Source organism: Pseudomonas sp. P39-UII1 (genome assembly GCF_039672635.1).
GTDB lineage: Bacteria > Pseudomonadota > Gammaproteobacteria > Pseudomonadales > Pseudomonadaceae > Aquipseudomonas.
Genome location: NZ_JBDFPP010000025.1, coordinates 41,910 through 57,789, shown reverse-complemented (window position 1 = coordinate 57,789; position 15,880 = coordinate 41,910). Strand labels below are relative to the sequence as shown.

At 63.8% G+C, this 15,880-nt stretch carries 14 protein-coding genes; 4 read left to right on the top strand and 10 right to left on the bottom strand.

Annotated elements, in window-relative coordinates; translation table 11 throughout:
- Positions 1-277: 277 nt before the first annotated feature.
- Positions 278-1,354, bottom strand: coding sequence for an S-methyl-5-thioribose-1-phosphate isomerase (mtnA, locus tag ABEH27_RS22505; protein WP_346615685.1), 1,077 nt, complete (start codon positions 1,352-1,354; stop codon positions 278-280).
- 110 nt (positions 1,355-1,464) lie between these two features.
- On the opposite strand from mtnA, the gene ubiG reads away from it, so the two are divergent.
- From ubiG to ABEH27_RS22490, 3 genes are all read left to right on the top strand, one after another.
- Positions 1,465-2,163, top strand: coding sequence for a bifunctional 2-polyprenyl-6-hydroxyphenol methylase/3-demethylubiquinol 3-O-methyltransferase UbiG (gene ubiG, locus ABEH27_RS22500; RefSeq protein WP_346615684.1), 699 nt, complete (start codon positions 1,465-1,467; stop codon positions 2,161-2,163).
- 2 nt (positions 2,164-2,165) lie between these two features.
- A complete protein-coding gene (gene mupP, locus ABEH27_RS22495) occupies positions 2,166-2,837 on the top strand; it encodes an N-acetylmuramic acid 6-phosphate phosphatase MupP (protein WP_346615683.1) in 672 nt (223 codons plus the stop codon).
- Positions 2,838-2,902: 65 nt separating this feature from the next.
- Complete coding sequence (locus tag ABEH27_RS22490; protein ID WP_346615682.1) at positions 2,903-3,643, top strand: YciK family oxidoreductase; 741 nt, start codon at positions 2,903-2,905, stop codon at positions 3,641-3,643.
- A 40-nt stretch (positions 3,644-3,683) separates the two neighbouring features.
- Here ABEH27_RS22490 and ABEH27_RS22485 read toward each other — a convergent pair whose 3' ends face one another.
- The 7 genes from ABEH27_RS22485 to ABEH27_RS22455 all read right to left on the bottom strand — a co-directional run bounded on the left by ABEH27_RS22485 (position 3,684) and on the right by ABEH27_RS22455 (position 11,648).
- Entirely contained in the window at positions 3,684-4,469 is a 786-nt protein-coding gene (locus ABEH27_RS22485; RefSeq protein WP_346615681.1) for an iron-containing redox enzyme family protein, read from the bottom strand.
- Positions 4,470-4,509: 40 nt separating this feature from the next.
- Positions 4,510-6,966, bottom strand: coding sequence for an EAL domain-containing protein (locus ABEH27_RS22480; protein WP_346615680.1), 2,457 nt, complete (start codon positions 6,964-6,966; stop codon positions 4,510-4,512).
- Positions 6,967-7,200: 234 nt separating this feature from the next.
- A complete protein-coding gene (locus ABEH27_RS22475; RefSeq protein ID WP_346615679.1) occupies positions 7,201-9,033 on the bottom strand; it encodes an ABC transporter ATP-binding protein in 1,833 nt (610 codons plus the stop codon).
- The gene (locus ABEH27_RS22470) at positions 9,026-9,658 is read right to left on the bottom strand and encodes a DsbA family protein (RefSeq protein WP_346615678.1); all 633 of its coding nucleotides are present in this window, start codon (positions 9,656-9,658) and stop codon (positions 9,026-9,028) included. Before ABEH27_RS22470 ends, ABEH27_RS22475 begins: the two co-directional genes overlap by 8 nt.
- Positions 9,659-9,661: 3 nt before the next feature.
- Entirely contained in the window at positions 9,662-10,594 is a 933-nt protein-coding gene (locus tag ABEH27_RS22465; RefSeq protein ID WP_346615677.1) for a rhodanese-related sulfurtransferase, read from the bottom strand.
- A gap of 219 nt (positions 10,595-10,813) precedes the next feature.
- The gene (locus ABEH27_RS22460; RefSeq protein WP_346615676.1) at positions 10,814-11,113 is read right to left on the bottom strand and encodes a BolA family protein; all 300 of its coding nucleotides are present in this window, start codon (positions 11,111-11,113) and stop codon (positions 10,814-10,816) included.
- 10 nt (positions 11,114-11,123) lie between these two features.
- Complete coding sequence (locus ABEH27_RS22455; protein ID WP_346615675.1) at positions 11,124-11,648, bottom strand: DUF2059 domain-containing protein; 525 nt, start codon at positions 11,646-11,648, stop codon at positions 11,124-11,126.
- A gap of 154 nt (positions 11,649-11,802) precedes the next feature.
- On the opposite strand from ABEH27_RS22455, the gene ABEH27_RS22450 reads away from it, so the two are divergent.
- Entirely contained in the window at positions 11,803-13,197 is a 1,395-nt protein-coding gene (locus ABEH27_RS22450; protein WP_346615674.1) for a class II fumarate hydratase, read from the top strand.
- Positions 13,198-13,296: 99 nt separating this feature from the next.
- Here ABEH27_RS22450 and ABEH27_RS22445 read toward each other — a convergent pair whose 3' ends face one another.
- Together ABEH27_RS22445 and pap are read right to left on the bottom strand one after the other, a co-directional pair.
- A complete protein-coding gene (locus tag ABEH27_RS22445; protein WP_346615673.1) occupies positions 13,297-14,259 on the bottom strand; it encodes a DMT family transporter in 963 nt (320 codons plus the stop codon).
- 114 nt (positions 14,260-14,373) lie between these two features.
- Positions 14,374-15,867, bottom strand: a complete 1,494-nt coding sequence (gene pap / locus ABEH27_RS22440) for a polyphosphate:AMP phosphotransferase (RefSeq protein ID WP_346615672.1) — start codon at positions 15,865-15,867, stop codon at positions 14,374-14,376.
- Positions 15,868-15,880: the final 13 nt, after the last annotated feature.

Genomic DNA, 15,880 nt, shown 5'->3' with positions numbered 1-15,880 from the left:
CCAGAGGTGTACACAGGAGGTGCCAAACCCGTCAGCTAAAGCTGGCTGGGCTGCTACGCAGCCCACTTGAGGGCCCCCAAGCTGCACCCAAACACTCGAAGGACTTTTCAGGTGCGATGCCCCATGCATGGAGGCATTGAAAAATACCGTGTGGCTACTTCCTCAGAGAAGTTGTCTGCTGCCATAGAATCTCCCACAAGTACCCCGCAGCCCCCGAGGCCATCCGATAACCTGTGGGAGCGGGCTTGCCCCGCGAAAGGGCCGGCACAGGCAAACATCAATGCAACCGCTTGCGACACATCAACTGCGCCAATTTGGCGGTATCGGGCCGTTCAACGACCCCTTTCTCAGTCACGATCACGTCGATCAGGTCGGCCGGGGTCACATCGAACACCGGATTGAACACCTCGACATCTGCCGCCACACGGGTGCCGGCGTAATCGAGCAATTCATCCGCATCGCGCTCTTCAAGCGGAATGTCGTCGCCCGTCGCAAGGTTCAGGTCGATGCTGGTGCTCGGCGCCACCACCATGAAGCGCACCCCGTGGTGCATGGCGCTCACGGCCAGCTGATAGGTGCCGATCTTGCTGGCCACGTCGCCGTTGGCAGCAATGCAGTCGGCCCCTACCACCACCCAGGTGATGCCCTTGCTCTTCATCAGGTGGGCCAGCGCCGAGTCGGCGCACAGGGTCACCGGGATGCCTTCATTGGCAAGCTCCCAGGTTGTCAGGCGCGAGCCCTGCAGCCAGGGGCGGGTTTCGCCGGCATAGACCCGCTCGACCATACCCTCCAGGTACCCCGCGCGGATCACCCCCAGTGCAGTACCGAAGCCGCCGCTGGCCAATGCGCCGGCGTTACCGTAGGTCAGCAAGGTTTGCGCATTGCCCTGGTGGCGGCGGATCAGCTCGATGCCGTACTGGGCCATGGTCAGGTTGGCTTCACGGTCGCTTTCATGAATGGAGACCGCTTCAGCCTGCAAGGCTGCCAGCACGTCCTCATCGGGGCGCACACGCTGCAGGCGCTCACGCATGCGGTTGAGCGCCCAGAACAGGTTGGCCGCCGTGGGGCGCGCCTCGGCCAGGCTGAGGAAGTCCTCCTCCAGGTCCATTTCCCAATCGCCACCCTCGGCCAGGCGCTCTTCGAGCGCCAGCACCAGGCCATAGCCGGCGGCAATACCGATGGCCGCCGCGCCGCGCACAGCCATGTCGCGGATAGCCGCCACCACCTGCGCAACATTGTCGCAGGTCAGCCAGCGCTCTTCCGACGGCAGCAGACGTTGGTCGAGCAGGTGCAGCGCGCCGTCGTGCCAGCGAATGCCGGTCACCTTCTCCGCCGCCAAAAGTTGCTCGCGCATCGCCTCTCCCCGTGGTTCGGATATCAAAAGCCCGCGATTATAGCGACCATCAGCCTCGGGCGCTCGGGTATACTCCGGCGCAATTCGTACAAGTTTCAGAGGACTGTTCAATGAGCAACGTCGACCACGCCGAAATCGCCAAGTTTGAAGCCTTGGCGCACCGCTGGTGGGATCGCGAGAGCGAGTTCAAGCCGCTGCACGATATCAACCCGCTGCGCGTCAACTGGATCGACGAGCGCGTCAGCCTGGCCGGCAAGAAGGTGCTGGACGTGGGCTGCGGCGGCGGCATCCTCAGCGAGGCGATGGCCCTGCGCGGCGCCACCGTCACCGGCATCGACATGGGCGAAGCACCGCTGGCCGTGGCCCAGCTGCACCAGCTGGAATCGGGCGTGCAGGTTGAATACCGGCAGATCACCGCCGAAGCCCTGGCCGAAGAAATGCCAGAGCAGTTCGACGTGGTCACCTGCCTGGAAATGCTCGAGCACGTACCTGACCCGTCCTCAGTCATCCGCGCCTGCTACCGCATGGTCAAGCCGGGCGGCCAGGTGTTCTTCTCGACCATCAACCGCAACCCGAAGGCCTACTTGCTGGCCATCGTCGGCGCCGAGTACATCCTCAAGATGCTGCCGCGCGGCACCCACGACTTCAAGAAATTCATCCGGCCGTCCGAGCTGGGCGCCTGGAGCCGCGTTGCCGGCCTTGAAGTCAAGGACATCATCGGCCTGACCTACAACCCGCTGACCAAGCACTACAAGCTGAGCAGCGATGTGGACGTCAACTACATGATCCAGACCCTGCGCGAGGAATGAGCATGCGTTTGCGAGCAGTACTCTTCGACATGGACGGCACCCTGCTCGACACGGCGCCGGACTTCATCGCCATTTGCCAGGCCATGCTCGCCGAGCGCGGCCTGCCCGCCGTTGACGACAAATTGATCCGCGACGTGATCTCCGGCGGCGCCCGGGCCATGGTTGCGGCCACCTTTGCCATGGACCCGGACAGCGAGGGCTTCGAAGCCCTGCGCCTGGAGTTCCTCGAGCGCTACCAGCGTGACTGCGCCGTGCACAGCAAGCTGTTCGACGGCATGGCCGAACTGCTGGCCGACATCGAGAAAGGCAACCTGCTGTGGGGCGTGGTGACCAACAAGCCGGTACGCTTCGCCGAACCCATCATGCAGCGCCTGGGCCTGGCCGAGCGTTCGGCCTTGTTGATCTGCCCGGACCACGTGAAAAACAGCAAGCCAGACCCCGAACCGCTGATCCTGGCCTGCAAGACCCTGAACCTGGACCCGGCCAGTGTGCTGTTCGTCGGCGACGACCTGCGCGATATCGAGTCTGGCCGCGATGCCGGCACCCGCACGGCGGCGGTGCGCTACGGTTATATTCATCCAGAGGACAACCCGAACAACTGGGGCGCCGACGTGGTGGTGGACCACCCGCTGGAGTTGCGCAAGGTGCTCGACAGCGCCTTGTGCGGCTGCTGATCCTGTAGGCGCGGGCTTGCCCGCGATGGGGTCGTATTTGCTTTAAAGGACACAGGGAAACTTCAATGTTCGACTACACCGCCCGCCCTGACCTGCTCAAGGGCCGCGTCATCCTGGTCACCGGTGCCGGCCGCGGCATCGGTGCCGCCGCCGCCAAGGCCTATGCCGCCCTGGGCGCCACCGTGCTGCTGCTGGGCAAGACCGAAGCCAACCTGAACGAGGTCTACGACGAGATCGAAGCCGCCGGCCACCCACAGCCTGTGGTCATCCCGTTCAACCTGGAAACCGCCCTGCCCCACCAGTACGACGAACTGGCGGTGATGGTCGAGGACCAGTTCGGCCGCCTCGACGGGCTGCTCAACAATGCCTCGATCATCGGCCCGCGCACGCCGCTGGAGCAGCTCTCGGGCGACAACTTCATGCGCGTGATGCACATCAACGTCGACGCCACGTTCATGCTGACCAGCACCTTGCTGCCGTTGCTGAAGCTGTCGGAAGACGCCTCGGTGGTGTTCACCTCCAGCAGCGTCGGGCGCAAGGGCCGTGCTTACTGGGGCGCCTACGGGGTTTCGAAGTTTGCTACCGAGGGCCTGATGCAGACCCTGGCAGACGAGCTGGAAGGCGTAGCACCCGTGCGCTCCAACAGCATCAACCCCGGCGCTACGCGCACGGCGATGCGGGCACAGGCCTACCCAAGCGAGAACCCGCAGAACAACCCGCTGCCGGAAGAGATCATGCCGGTGTACCTGTACCTGATGGGGCCGGACAGTACCGGGGTGAATGGGCAGGCGTTCAACGCCCAGTAAAGGTTGAGAGCGTCGGGGTCGCTTCGCGACCCCAAGCTTTTCAACCCGCAGCCAACGCCGGACGCATCCGCCCTTGCTGGCGCCCTTCCATCTGCATGCACCGCTCCAGGAACAGGTACATGCAGTCATAGCTCTTGCAGACCGCCCTGCGCAATTCATTGCGCAACCCTTGGGTCGGGTTCTCGCCGGCCAGGGTGCAAATGATTTCCAGCGCCTCCCACGGGTGTGAATCGTCATACTGCGCATGCATCTTCAGCCACTTCATGGCGCGCTTGCGCTGGTCTTCAGGGAAGCCCATGGCATAGGTGTCTTCAGCGCAGACCACCGCCGACCACTCACCCGTCGCCCCTTCGATGGCGTAGTTGGTGGCCGCCATGGCGATCGCCAGCGACTCGGTGGTACATACCCGCCAGCACCAGTCGTTGAGGCCATTGAGCTCTGCCGGTACTTCCTGGGACTGCAGCTCGTGCAAATGGATGCCATGCGCATGGCACCAGTGCACCCAATAGTCGGCATGGTTGAGCTCGACGCGGATATTGCGCATCAGCCAGCGCCGCGCCATGTCTTCGCCGGGGTGGCGGGCAAAGCGGGTTTTGGTCAGGTTGTGCGCCATGTACAGCGAGAACTGCTCGACCACCGGCCAGCCGCCAATCAGGTACTGGCGAATGGTCGCCTGGCGCAGCTGGCCGTCGCGCAAGCGCTGGTAGAACTCATGCTCGACGACGCGTCGCTTGCTCTCGCGACAATCCTCGATCAGCTGCTGGGCCCATTGGGGGTAACTGGCGGGGTCCATCAGTGGCCCGATACGAACGAATGCATCAATCACGTTTCAGCTCCTTGATCCTTGTGATTTTGCCGACGCTTGTTCAGCGAAAGGTTCCAGGCGCCCGATGCAGCAGGGGCCGTGCAGCAATCCGTTGGCGCTGCAGACTGTCGCAGGTGAAGACCTGCGGTCTTTCGATCAGATAGCCCTGGGCGTAGTCCACGCCGATCTCCTGCAAGGCCTGCTCGATCAACGGTGTTTCGACAAACTCGGCAATGGTCCGCTTACCCATTACGTGGCCGATGTGGTTGATCACCTCGACCATGGCCCGGTTGACCGGATCATCCAGCATATCTTTGACAAAACTTCCGTCGATCTTCAAGAAGTCGACGGGTAAATGTTTCAAATAAGCGAATGACGACATTCCGGCACAAAAGTCATCCAGCGAGAACCTGCAGCCCAGCCCTTTCAATTCGTTGATGAATCTGATGGCGCTGCCGAGGTTGGCAATGGCACTGGTTTCGGTGATCTCGAAGCAGATCAGCCGCGGCGGAATGGAATATTCGACGAACAGTCGCTGCAGGTAGTCGAGAAACTTGTCGTCACCGATGCTCGAACCCGACAAGTTGATCGCGCACATCGACAACGGCCCCTCGCGCTGCTCGTCCAGGCACTGGCGAATGACCTGGAACACATTGCGCACCACCCAGCGGTCAATCGCGGTCATCAGGCCGTAGCGCTCGGCTGCCGGGATGAAGCTGTCGGGCAAGATGGTGCGGCCGCTTTCATCGTGCAGGCGCAACAGAATCTCGATGTGGCCCTGCCCTTCGATGGCGGTAAGCGGGGCGATTTCCTGGGCATACAGGCAAAAGCGGTTTTCTTCCAGGGCCACATGCAAGCGCTGGATCCAGGCCATTTCGCCGAAACGCATCGACAGCTCGCTGTCGTCGGCGTGGTACACCTGGACACGGTTGCGGCCCTTTTCCTTGGCCATGTAGCACGCCATATCGGCCGCGCGCAGGGACGCTTCCAACGTCGAGGGCGCCTGCGCCATGTTCACCAGCCCGATGCTGACGGTGGTCACGAACGGCCGGCCCTTCCACACGAAATGCAGGCTCTGCACGGCCTGGCGCAAGCTTTCGGCAATGCGTTCGGCCTGCTCGGGCGGGCAGTTCTCCAGCAGCACGCCGAACTCGTCGCCACCCAGGCGCGCCAAGGTATCCCCCTCGCGCAGCCCGGATTGCAGCACGGCGCAGATATGCCGCAGCAGCTCGTCGCCAGCGGCATGGCCGCAGGTGTCGTTGACCAGCTTGAACTGGTCGAGGTCGAGGAACATCAACGCATGACGCCCGGCCTGACGGGCCAGGGCGTTGAGCGCCTGCTCCAGGCGGTACTCGAATTCGCGGCGGTTGGCCAGGCCGGTGAGGGCGTCGTGGGTGGCCTGCCAGGACAGGTTGGCGATGTACTGACGCTCCTGGGTCATGTCGTGAAGCACCAGGACAATGCCCGCCATTTGCCCGTCGTTGATGATGGGAGAGCCCACCAGGTTGATCGACACCGTGCTGCCATCCAGGCGCTGGATCAGCCGCGCGTGTTCGGCCCCGCCCTTGAGGCTGCCGCTGAGCACCTGCTCGAGCAGGCTGCCGCTTTCGTTCTCGGCCTGTTCATCCACCAGGCTGAACAGCGCCGTGAGCGGCAGGCCCTGGGCCTGCCCGGCCTGCCAGTGGGTGAGTTGTTCGGCCGCCGGGTTCATGTAGCCGATACAGCCATCGACATCGGTGGTGATCACCGCGTCGCCGATCGCCTGCAGGGTAATCTGCGCGCGCTCTTTCTCTTCCTGCAGGGCACTGGCGAACGCCTGGCGCTGCGCCAGCAGCTTGCTCGAACGGCGCCAGGCGATGGTAATGAGGAACAGCGCTGTCAGCAGGTTGGTGATCAACAGCACCCGCAAGAGCATCCTCGAGCCCTCGCCCAAGGCATCGCTGAAGGCCTTGGCCGCCGGCGTCACGCCCTCGTTGATGGCAACGATGCGCGCCCGCCAATCGCTTACCTGGCGGGGGCTGGCCTGGCCCATGGCAAAGCCCTCGCGCATGTCATTGGCCAGCACATCCAGCTGGCCGAGGTAGTCATCACCGATGTTCCAGTAGGCAATCGCCGTCTGCATGTAGCTGATCTGGCTGAAGTTGCGATAGAACCAGATGATGCGGTCGACGTCGTCTGGGTGGTTGCCACCTTGCAGCACGGCCTGGCGCGCGGCCTCGAGGTCCGGATCGGGCTGGTCGAGCACCTCGCGCAACTGGTGGTCGCCCTGGGGCACGCTGATGACCTGGCGATAGCGCTGGTAGGCACTTTCGTCGCCGCTGTCGGCATACAGGTTGAGGTAATAGATGGCGTCTTTCTGGGCCTTGGACCACAGACTTTCGCCCGCGACATAAGCCCGCACGGCCGACAGCGCATAAAGGCTGAGACTGCCCAACAGGACCTGGAAGACTACAACGGCGATGAAGGGCCAGATGATACCCAGCAACCTTGGCGCCTCTAGCGTGCGATTTCCCTTCATGAAGTCCCTGTCACAGAGCAGATAAGGCTCGAATCAACCCAGACAAGCACAGCGTAGGCCATCTGCCATCTATGTGGAGGGGTTTTTTATGACACCGATCTGGATGCTCGGTTGCCTGCACTGGCCAAACGCCGGCAAGCCGGCTCCCACGGGTATGGCGCAGTGCTCAAGGGCAGCGCTGTACCTGTGGGAGCCGGCTTGCCGGCGATGGGGCCAGCCGGAACAACAACTGGGTCAGGTTTGCTGCAAATGCCCATACAGCTTGGCATACAGCCCACCGTCGGCAATCAGCTGCTGATGGTCGCCGTCCTCGGCCACATGCCCGCCATCGAATACCAGCACCCGGTCAGCCTGCTTCACCGCCGACAGGCGGTGGGCGATGATCAGCGTGGTGCGGCCATTGAGGAAGCGCGCCAGGGCCTTGTGCAGGTTGTACTCGGTCGCGGCATCCAGTGCCGAGGTGGCCTCGTCGAGGATCACCACCTTCGGCTCGGCCAGGACCATACGGGCAATCGCCAGGCGTTGGCGCTGGCCGCCCGACAAGCGCACACCCGAACGCCCCACTACGCTGTCCAGCCCCTGCGGCAAGGCGGCAATGGTGGCATCCAGCTGGGCGATGCGCAGCGCCTGCCAGCAGGCTTCGTCGGTGCAGTCGCGGCCCATGGTGAGGTTGGCACGCACCGTGTCGTTGAACAGCGAAGGGTGCTGCAGCACCACCGCGACGTTCTCGCGCAGGGTTTCCAGGCCAATTTCCTGAAGGCTGGCACCGCCGAAACGGATGGTCCCGGCCTGGGCACTGTAGAGGCCCAACAACAACTGCACCAAGGTGCTTTTACCGCCGCCGCTGGCACCGACGATGGCGACCTTCTCGCCAGGGGCGATGGACAGGTCAAGCTGGTCCAGCACCGGCTCGTCGGCGTAGGCGAAGCGCAGGTCGCGCACCTCGATGCCCACCGTTTCACGGCCGGCGAACGGGTCGCTGGCTGCCGGGTATTGCGGTTCGTCATCACGCGCCAGCAGCTCGTTCAGCCGGTTCAACGCACCACCCGCAGCGTAATAGGCGTACTGCAGATTCAGCAGCTGTTCGACCGGGCCGATCATGAACCACAGGTAACTGAACACGGCGAGCATCTGCCCGATCGACAAATCGGAGAACAGCACCGTGAGCATGGCGGCAGCGCGAAAGATATCGATACCGAACTGGAACAACAGGCCACTGGCGCGGCCACTGGCGTCGCTTTTCCACTGCGAATCCACGGCGTAATCGCGTACTTCCCGGGCACGCACGCCAAGGCGGCCGAGGAAATACCCCTGGCGGTTGCCAGCGCGGATCTCCTGGATGGCATCGAGGGTTTCCGCCAGCGCCTGGGTGAACCGCGAGGTGCTGTCGTTCTCGAGCTTTTTCAGGTGTTTGACGCGCTTGCCCAACTGCACGGTGAAGTAGATCACCAGCGGGTTGAATAGCAAGATCAGCATGGCCAGCTGCCAGTGCATCCAGATCAGGATGGCCGCCGTGCCGGTCAGGGTCAGCATGGCCACCAGGAAGCGGCTGAGGGTTTCGCCGACAAACTTGTCGAGGGTGTCCAGGTCGGTGACCAGGTGCGTGGTCACCGTGCCGCTGCCGAGGCTTTCGTATTCCTTGAGCGAGATGCGCTTGAGCCGCTCGATCAGGCGTATGCGCAGGCGGTAGACGATGTCCTTGGCAAGGCCTGCGAAGAGCCTGGCCTGGACCACGTTGAACGCCAGCGCGAACAGGCGCAGGCACAGCGTGACCACCAGCATCAGGCCGATGTAACCGGCCGCCACCTGCCAGCCGTCCGGGAGCAGATGGTTCATGAACTTCAGGGCGGCATCACCGTTGCCGAGCAACACTTCGTCGACCAACAAAGGCAGCAGCAATGGGATCGGCACGCTGCAGCAGGCGGCAAGCACGGCGATCAGGTTGGCAGTCCAGAGGTTTTTCTTGCGGTGCAGCGCCAGGCGGCGGATTTCTGCCCAGCTCAGGCGATCAGGCACAGCAGCGGGCTTCCCTGGCACAGGGTCGGGCGACCCTGGCACATCAAGCACAGGCGGCCTGCTGCAGCCAGCGGCCAAGCAAGGGTTGCAGGCTGCCAAGCGGCTGGTAGCCATTGGTCAACAGGGCCAGTTGGCCGTTGCGCTCGGCCAGCAGGGTCGGGAAGCCGGCAATGCCCAGGCCCTGCACCCAGCCGAAATCGGCCGCGGTGGCGGCGCGGGTATCGGCGCGGGTCAGGGCTTCGGCGAAGGCTGCGCGATCGAAGCCGGCCTGCTCGGCCAGCTCGACCAGCCGGGGCGCGGTGGTAACGTCCAAGCCCTGCTCGTAGAAGGCACCCTGGATCAGCTTGAGCAGCGGCCAGACGCGCTCGGCGTCCAGCTCGCGAGCGGCTACCAGGGCACGGCAGGCGGGCTCGGTGTCGTAGACGAAACCATCGGGCATGGCCCCTTCGAAGCGGAACGGCTGGCCGGTGGCCTCGGCCACGGCCTGCCAATGTTCGAGGATGTACTTGCGGGTTGAGGCATCCAGCGCGGTGCCACCGCTGCGCAGGCCACCGGGCACCAGCTGGGTGGCCACGCCCGCTTCACGCGCCTGGGCGATCAGGGCCTCGGCCACCGGTGCGAAACCCCAGCACCAGGAGCACATCGGGTCCATCACATAAAGCAGGCGTGCAGTCATGCATCAGGCCTCGGCTTTGTAGTTGTAACCGATCGGGTGCGGCAGGTTGCGGGCCTTGGCCAGCTCGATCTGCTTCTGCCGGTCGATGGCGCTGCGCCTTGTCTTCTCGCTCAGGCTGTCCCAGCAGTGCGGGCAGCTCACGCCTGGCGAATAGTGTTCGGACGCGCGTTCCTCTGCATTGATCGGGTGGCGGCAGGCGTGGCACTGGTCGTACTCGCCCTCGCTCAGGTCATGGCGCACCGTGACGCGGTTGTCGAAGACGAAGCAGTCGCCGTCCCACAGGCTTTGTTCCTGAGGCACTTCCTCGAAGTATTTCAGGATGCCACCCTTAAGATGATAGACCTCCTCGAAGCCTTCACCGAGCATGTAGCTGGAAGCTTTTTCGCAACGGATGCCCCCGGTGCAGAACATGGCGACCTTCTTGTGCTTGCTCGGGTCGAAGTTGGCCTTGATGTACTCGGGGAACTCGCGGAAGGTCTCGGTCTTGGGGTCGATGGCGCCCTTGAAGGTGCCGATGGCCACTTCGTAGTCATTGCGGGTGTCGATCAGCAGCACTTGCGGGTCGCTGATCAGGGCGTTCCAGTCCTTGGGCTCGACGTAAGTGCCGACTGCCTGGTTCGGGTCCACGCCCGCGACGCCGAGGGTGACGATCTCTTTCTTCAGCTTGACCTTGGTGCGGTAGAACGGCTGCTCGTCGCAGTAGGATTCCTTGTGGTCGATATCGACCAGGCGCGGGTCGTTGCGCAGCCAGGCGAGCAGGCCGTCGATGCCTTCGCGGGTGGCCGAGACCGTGCCGTTTATACCTTCGTTGGCCAGCAGCAAGGTGCCTTTGACGCCGTTGTCGGCCATGGCCTTGAGCAGCGGCTCACGCAGCTCGAGGTAATCTTCCAGGGTGACGAACTTGTACAGCGCCGCCACGACGATGGGTTGGGACATTCAGGTGGATCTCCAGGTGGGTGCCCTCGTAAGGGGCGGACCGGGGTGGACATGAAACAGGGGGCTGCTGTGCAGCCCATCGCCGGCAAGCCAGCTCCCACAGGGCCAGCACAACCCTTGAGGAATGCGCTGTACCTGTGGGAGCCGGGCTTGCCGGCGATGGGCCGCGCGGCGGCCCCCTTGGGATGTTGCGGATTGTACCAGAATGACGGAAAGGATTCAGTGCTTGCCGCCACCTGCACACACCGGTGAAGCCGGTGCTGCGCCTACCTTGGCCCATTCCTCGGCCGTGTAGGTGTGAATCGCCAGGGCGTGGATTTCGCCCATCAGCTCACCCATGGTGGCGTAGACCTTCTGGTGGCGCTTGACGCTGTTGAGCCCGGCAAACTGCTCGCTGACGATCACTGCCTTGTAGTGGGTTTCCTGGCCACGGCTGTGCATGTGGCTTTCGTTGAGCACTTCAAGGTGTTGCGGCGCCAGTGCGGCCAGCTGCTGCTCGATGCGTTGCTGCATGGTCATCGGGTATTACTCACTTCTTCGCCGGGGCAGCGGCCTTGCCGGCGTTGGGGTCAAGTTCCTTGGTCATGTCCTCGAGCAGCTTGTTGACCACCGGTACCGCAGGCTCCAGGCTCTGCTGGGTCAGCTGGGCCGACTGCTGGGTAACCTTGGGCATCTCGGTGAGGACTTTCTTGCCCAGCGGCGACTCGTAGAACTTGACCAGGTCCTTGAGCTCCTGCTCGGTGAAGGTCTTGGTATAGAGGTCGACCATCTTCGGCTTCAGCTTGTTCCAGCCGATGGCGCTGTCCAGCGCGGCGTTGGCCTTGGCCTGGTAGCTCTGCAGAACAGGCTGCTTGGCGGCCGGGGCCTTGGTCTGGGCAAAGCGCTGGGCGAACATCTGTTGGACCTGCATGTACACCGGGGTGCCCAGCTTGTCGGCGTGGGCCAGGGTCAGGAATTTCTCGGCGGCAGCGTTGTGGCTGGCGGTGGCAGCGAGTACCTGGCCGCTGGCACAGGCCAGGGCGACGGCAGCACAGAGGACACGGAGACGGGTCATTGCATTTCCTTCAAGAGGGGGAGGCGGTACCTCAGAGTAGAGCATTCTGCTCCTGCGAAGGCGCAGCGCTCAAGTGGCACGACGAGCGAATGAACCGCTCGTTCGCATGAGGGCCTAAACTGCTGATTCTGACTGACAAAGGAGTGAATGCAGCATGAGCCGTATCGAGACAGACAGCCTGGGCGCAGTCGAAGTTCCTGAAAACGCCTACTGGGGCGCGCAGACCCAGCGCTCGCTGATCAACTTTGCCATTGGCAAGGAACGCATGCCGCTCGCGGTGCTGCACGCCCTGGCTTTGATCAAGAAAGCCGCTGCACGCGTCAACGACCGCAATGGCGACCTGCCGGCGGACATCGCCCGGCTGATCGAGCAGGCCGCCGACGAAGTGCTCGACGGCGAGCACAACGACCAGTTCCCGCTCGTCGTCTGGCAGACCGGCAGCGGCACCCAGAGCAACATGAACGTCAACGAAGTGATCGCCGGGCGCGCCAACGAACTGGCCGGCCAGGGCCGCGGCGGCAAGGCACCGGTGCACCCCAACGACCACGTCAACCGCTCGCAGAGCTCCAACGACTGCTTCCCCACCGCCATGCACATCGCCGCTGCGCAGGCGGTGCATGACCAACTGCTGCCGGCAATCGCCGAGCTGTCGTCGGGGCTGGCCGAGCTGTCGGCGCGCTACCACCAACTGGTCAAGACCGGCCGCACGCACATGATGGATGCCACACCCATCACGTTCGGCCAGGAGGTGTCGGCCTTCGTCGCCCAGCTGGACTACGCCACGCGCGCCATCCGCGCCACCTTGCCGGCCGTGTGCGAGCTGGCCCAAGGCGGCACTGCCGTGGGCACCGGGCTGAATGCCCCGCAGGGTTTCGCTGAGGCCATCGCTGCCGAGCTCGCCGCCCTCTCCGGCCTGCCGTTCGTCACAGCGCCCAACAAGTTCGCCGCCCTCGCCGGCCATGAGCCGCTGACCAGCTTGGCGGGCGCGCTCAAGACCTTGGCGGTGGCGTTGATGAAAATTGCCAACGACCTGCGCTTGCTGGGCTCCGGGCCGCGCGCAGGGCTGGCCGAAGTGCGCCTGCCGGCCAACGAGCCGGGCAGCTCGATCATGCCGGGCAAGGTCAACCCGACCCAGTGCGAAGCGCTGTCGATGCTGGCCTGCCAGGTGCTGGGCAATGACGCGGCAATCGGCTTTGCCGCAAGCCAGGGGCACTTGCAGTTGAACGTGTTCAAGCCGGTGATCATTCATAACCTGTTGCAGTCGATCGAACTGCTGGCTGATGGCTGCCGCAACTTCCAGCAACACTGCGTGGCGGGAATCGAGCCGGATGCCGAGCAGATGGCCGCGCACCTGGAGCGCGGGCTGATGCTGGTGACGGCGTTGAACCCGCATATCGGCTATGACAAGGCGGCGGAGATTGCCAAGAAGGCTTACAGCGAGGGCAAGACGCTGCGCGAGGCTGCGCTGGAATTGAAGTACCTGACCAACGAGCAGTTCGATGAGTGGGTAAGGCCGGAGAACATGCTGGCGCCGGGTGGCAAGGGCTGATTGATCGGCTGGTACTCAAGGCCCTCTCGCCGGCAAGCCGGCTCCCACGTGGTGATCCTGTGGGAGCCGGCTTGCCGGCGATAGGGCCGGAGCAGGTTATCAACCCAGCTGCGCCAAGCGCGCCCTCCTCGCTCGCCACCCAGCCACCAGCGATGGCCCCAGGGCCACCAGCGACGAGCCCAGCACCACCGTCACCGCGCCGACATAGCCCAAGGCATTGATGTCCTCGGCCTGCACGTAGTCCGGCCACAGCCAGGCCGCAATCGCCACCGCAACGAAGGTCACCAGCGGCGTCAGCGCCAGCGTGGCACTCACCCGCGAGGCCTCCCAATGCGCCAGTGCCTCGGCAAACGCCCCATAGGCCACCAGCGTATTCAGGCAGCAGGCCAGCAGCAACCAGCCTTGCAACGGGCTCAACTGCAGCGCTTCCAGCGGGTGCACCCATGGCGTCAGCAACGCCGCGCAACACAGGTAGATCACCATCATCACTTGCTGCGAATGCCACACCGTCAGCAGCTGCTTCTGGCTCAAGGCATAGAACACCCAGATGCTGGTGGCCAGCAGGATGGTCAGCACCCCGGTGGTGTAAGCGCCCAACGAGGTGAGCAGCTCTTCCAGGCGCTGGTTGAAGAACAGGCCGAAACCGCCCAGTAGAACCACCAGCCCCAGGCCTTGGCCCAGGCTGAAGCGCTCCTTGAACACAAAGACGCTCGCCACCAGCAACAGCACCGGGCCCAACTGCACCACCAATTGGGCTGTGCCGGGGCTGAGCAGGTTGAGGCCGACCAGGTAGAGCACGTAGTTGCCCATCAGCCCGCAGACGGCTACGGCCACCAAACCTTTGCCCTTGCTGCCCAGCCTGGCGAACGACGGCAACTGTCGCTTGGCCGCCAACCAGGCGAACAGCAGGCTGCCAGATACCAGCAGGCGGTACCAGGTGACGGTAACCGGGTCGACCACCTGCAACACCTGCTTGAGCTTGATCGGCAGGATGCCCCAGAGCAGCGCTGTGAGCAGCGCCAGCAGCAGGCCGTGGACCCAGCGCCCGGAAGTGATGTGCATAAAATCCTCGATCGTGCCCGTGGTGGGGGAGCCTGGATTCTACGGGCTTGCTGCCTGCCACCGGGGGAAAAACCAGGGAAAAGAATTCATCAGGTCATTCCGCAGCGGCATGGCTCACTTCTTGTGCTTGGCAAATGCCGCCTCGAGCGCTTCGTTGATGGTGCGCAGCACCTTCACCCGCGCCCAGCGCTTGTCGTTGGCCTCCACCAGCGTCCAGGGCGCAATCTCGGTGCTGGTACGGTCGACCATGTCGCCCACCGCATCGACATACTGGTCCCATTTATCGCGGTTGCGCCAGTCGTCCTCGGTGATCTTGTAGCGCTTGAACGGGATCTGCTCGCGCTCCTCGAAACGCTCAAGCTGGGTCTGTTGGTCGATGGCCAGCCAGAACTTGACGACCACCACGCCGGCGTTTACCAGCTGCTCCTCGAAATCGTTGATTTCCCCATAGGCGCGCATCCAGTCGGCCGGGCTGCAGAAGCCTTCGACGCGCTCCACCAGCACACGGCCGTACCAGGAGCGGTCGAAGATGGTGAACTTGCCGCGCGCCGGGATGTGCCGCCAGAACCGCCACAGGTAGGGCTGCGCACGCTCTTCTTCAGTGGGCGCGGCGATCGGCACGATGCGGTACTGGCGGGGGTCGAGCGCAGCGGCGACGCGGCGGATCGCCCCACCTTTGCCTGCAGCATCGTTACCCTCGAAGGCCGCCACCAGGGCATGCCGACGCATGTGTTTGTGGCGCAGCAGGCCGGCCAGGCGCGCCTGCTCGGTCACCAGTTGCTCCTGGTAGTCGTGCTTGTCCAGGCGCAGGGTCATGTCCAGCGCGCCCAGCAGGCTGCGCTGGTCGATGCTGCGCCCCAGCGGCGCGATATTGCCCTGATGCTTGCCCTTGGGGTTCACGGCCAGCGCGGCCTGCAGGCTTTCGAGCAAGATGCGGCCCACGGCCAGGCTGCGGTAGTGCGGGTCGGCACCTTCGACGATGTGCCACGGCGCATAGTCGCGGCTGGTGCGGCGCAACACGCGCTCGCCAAACCGCACGAAACGGTCGTAGGTTTCCGACTGCTGCCAATCCAGCGGGCTGATGCGCCAGCTGTGCAGCGGGTCGTCCTTGAGCGACTTGAGCCGCGCCTTCATCTGTTTCTTGGACAGGTGAAACCAGAACTTGATGATCAGTGCGCCCTCATCGCACAGCATCTGCTCCAGGCGTTCGGCACCGGCAATGGCCTGGTCGAGCACGGCGTCCTTGAACAACCCGTGCACCCGCCCCTGCAGCATCTGGCTGTACCAGTTGCCGAAAAACACCCCCATCCGCCCCTTCGGCGGCAGCGCCCGCCAGTAGCGCCAAGCCGGTGGCCGGGCCAGCTCTTCGTCGGTCTGCTGGTCGAAGGTGAGCACGTCGATCATGCGCGGGTCCATCCACTCGTTGAGCAGCTTGACCGTCTCGCCCTTGCCGGCACCTTCGATGCCATTGATCAGCACGATCACCGGGAAGCGCGACTGTTGCTTGAGTTCGTACTGAGCTTCGAGCAATGCCTCGCGAAGGGCGGGCTCTTCTGCCTCGTAGGTTTCCTTGTCGATGCTGTGACCGATTTCGGCGGATTCAAACATGCATTGGCTCCTT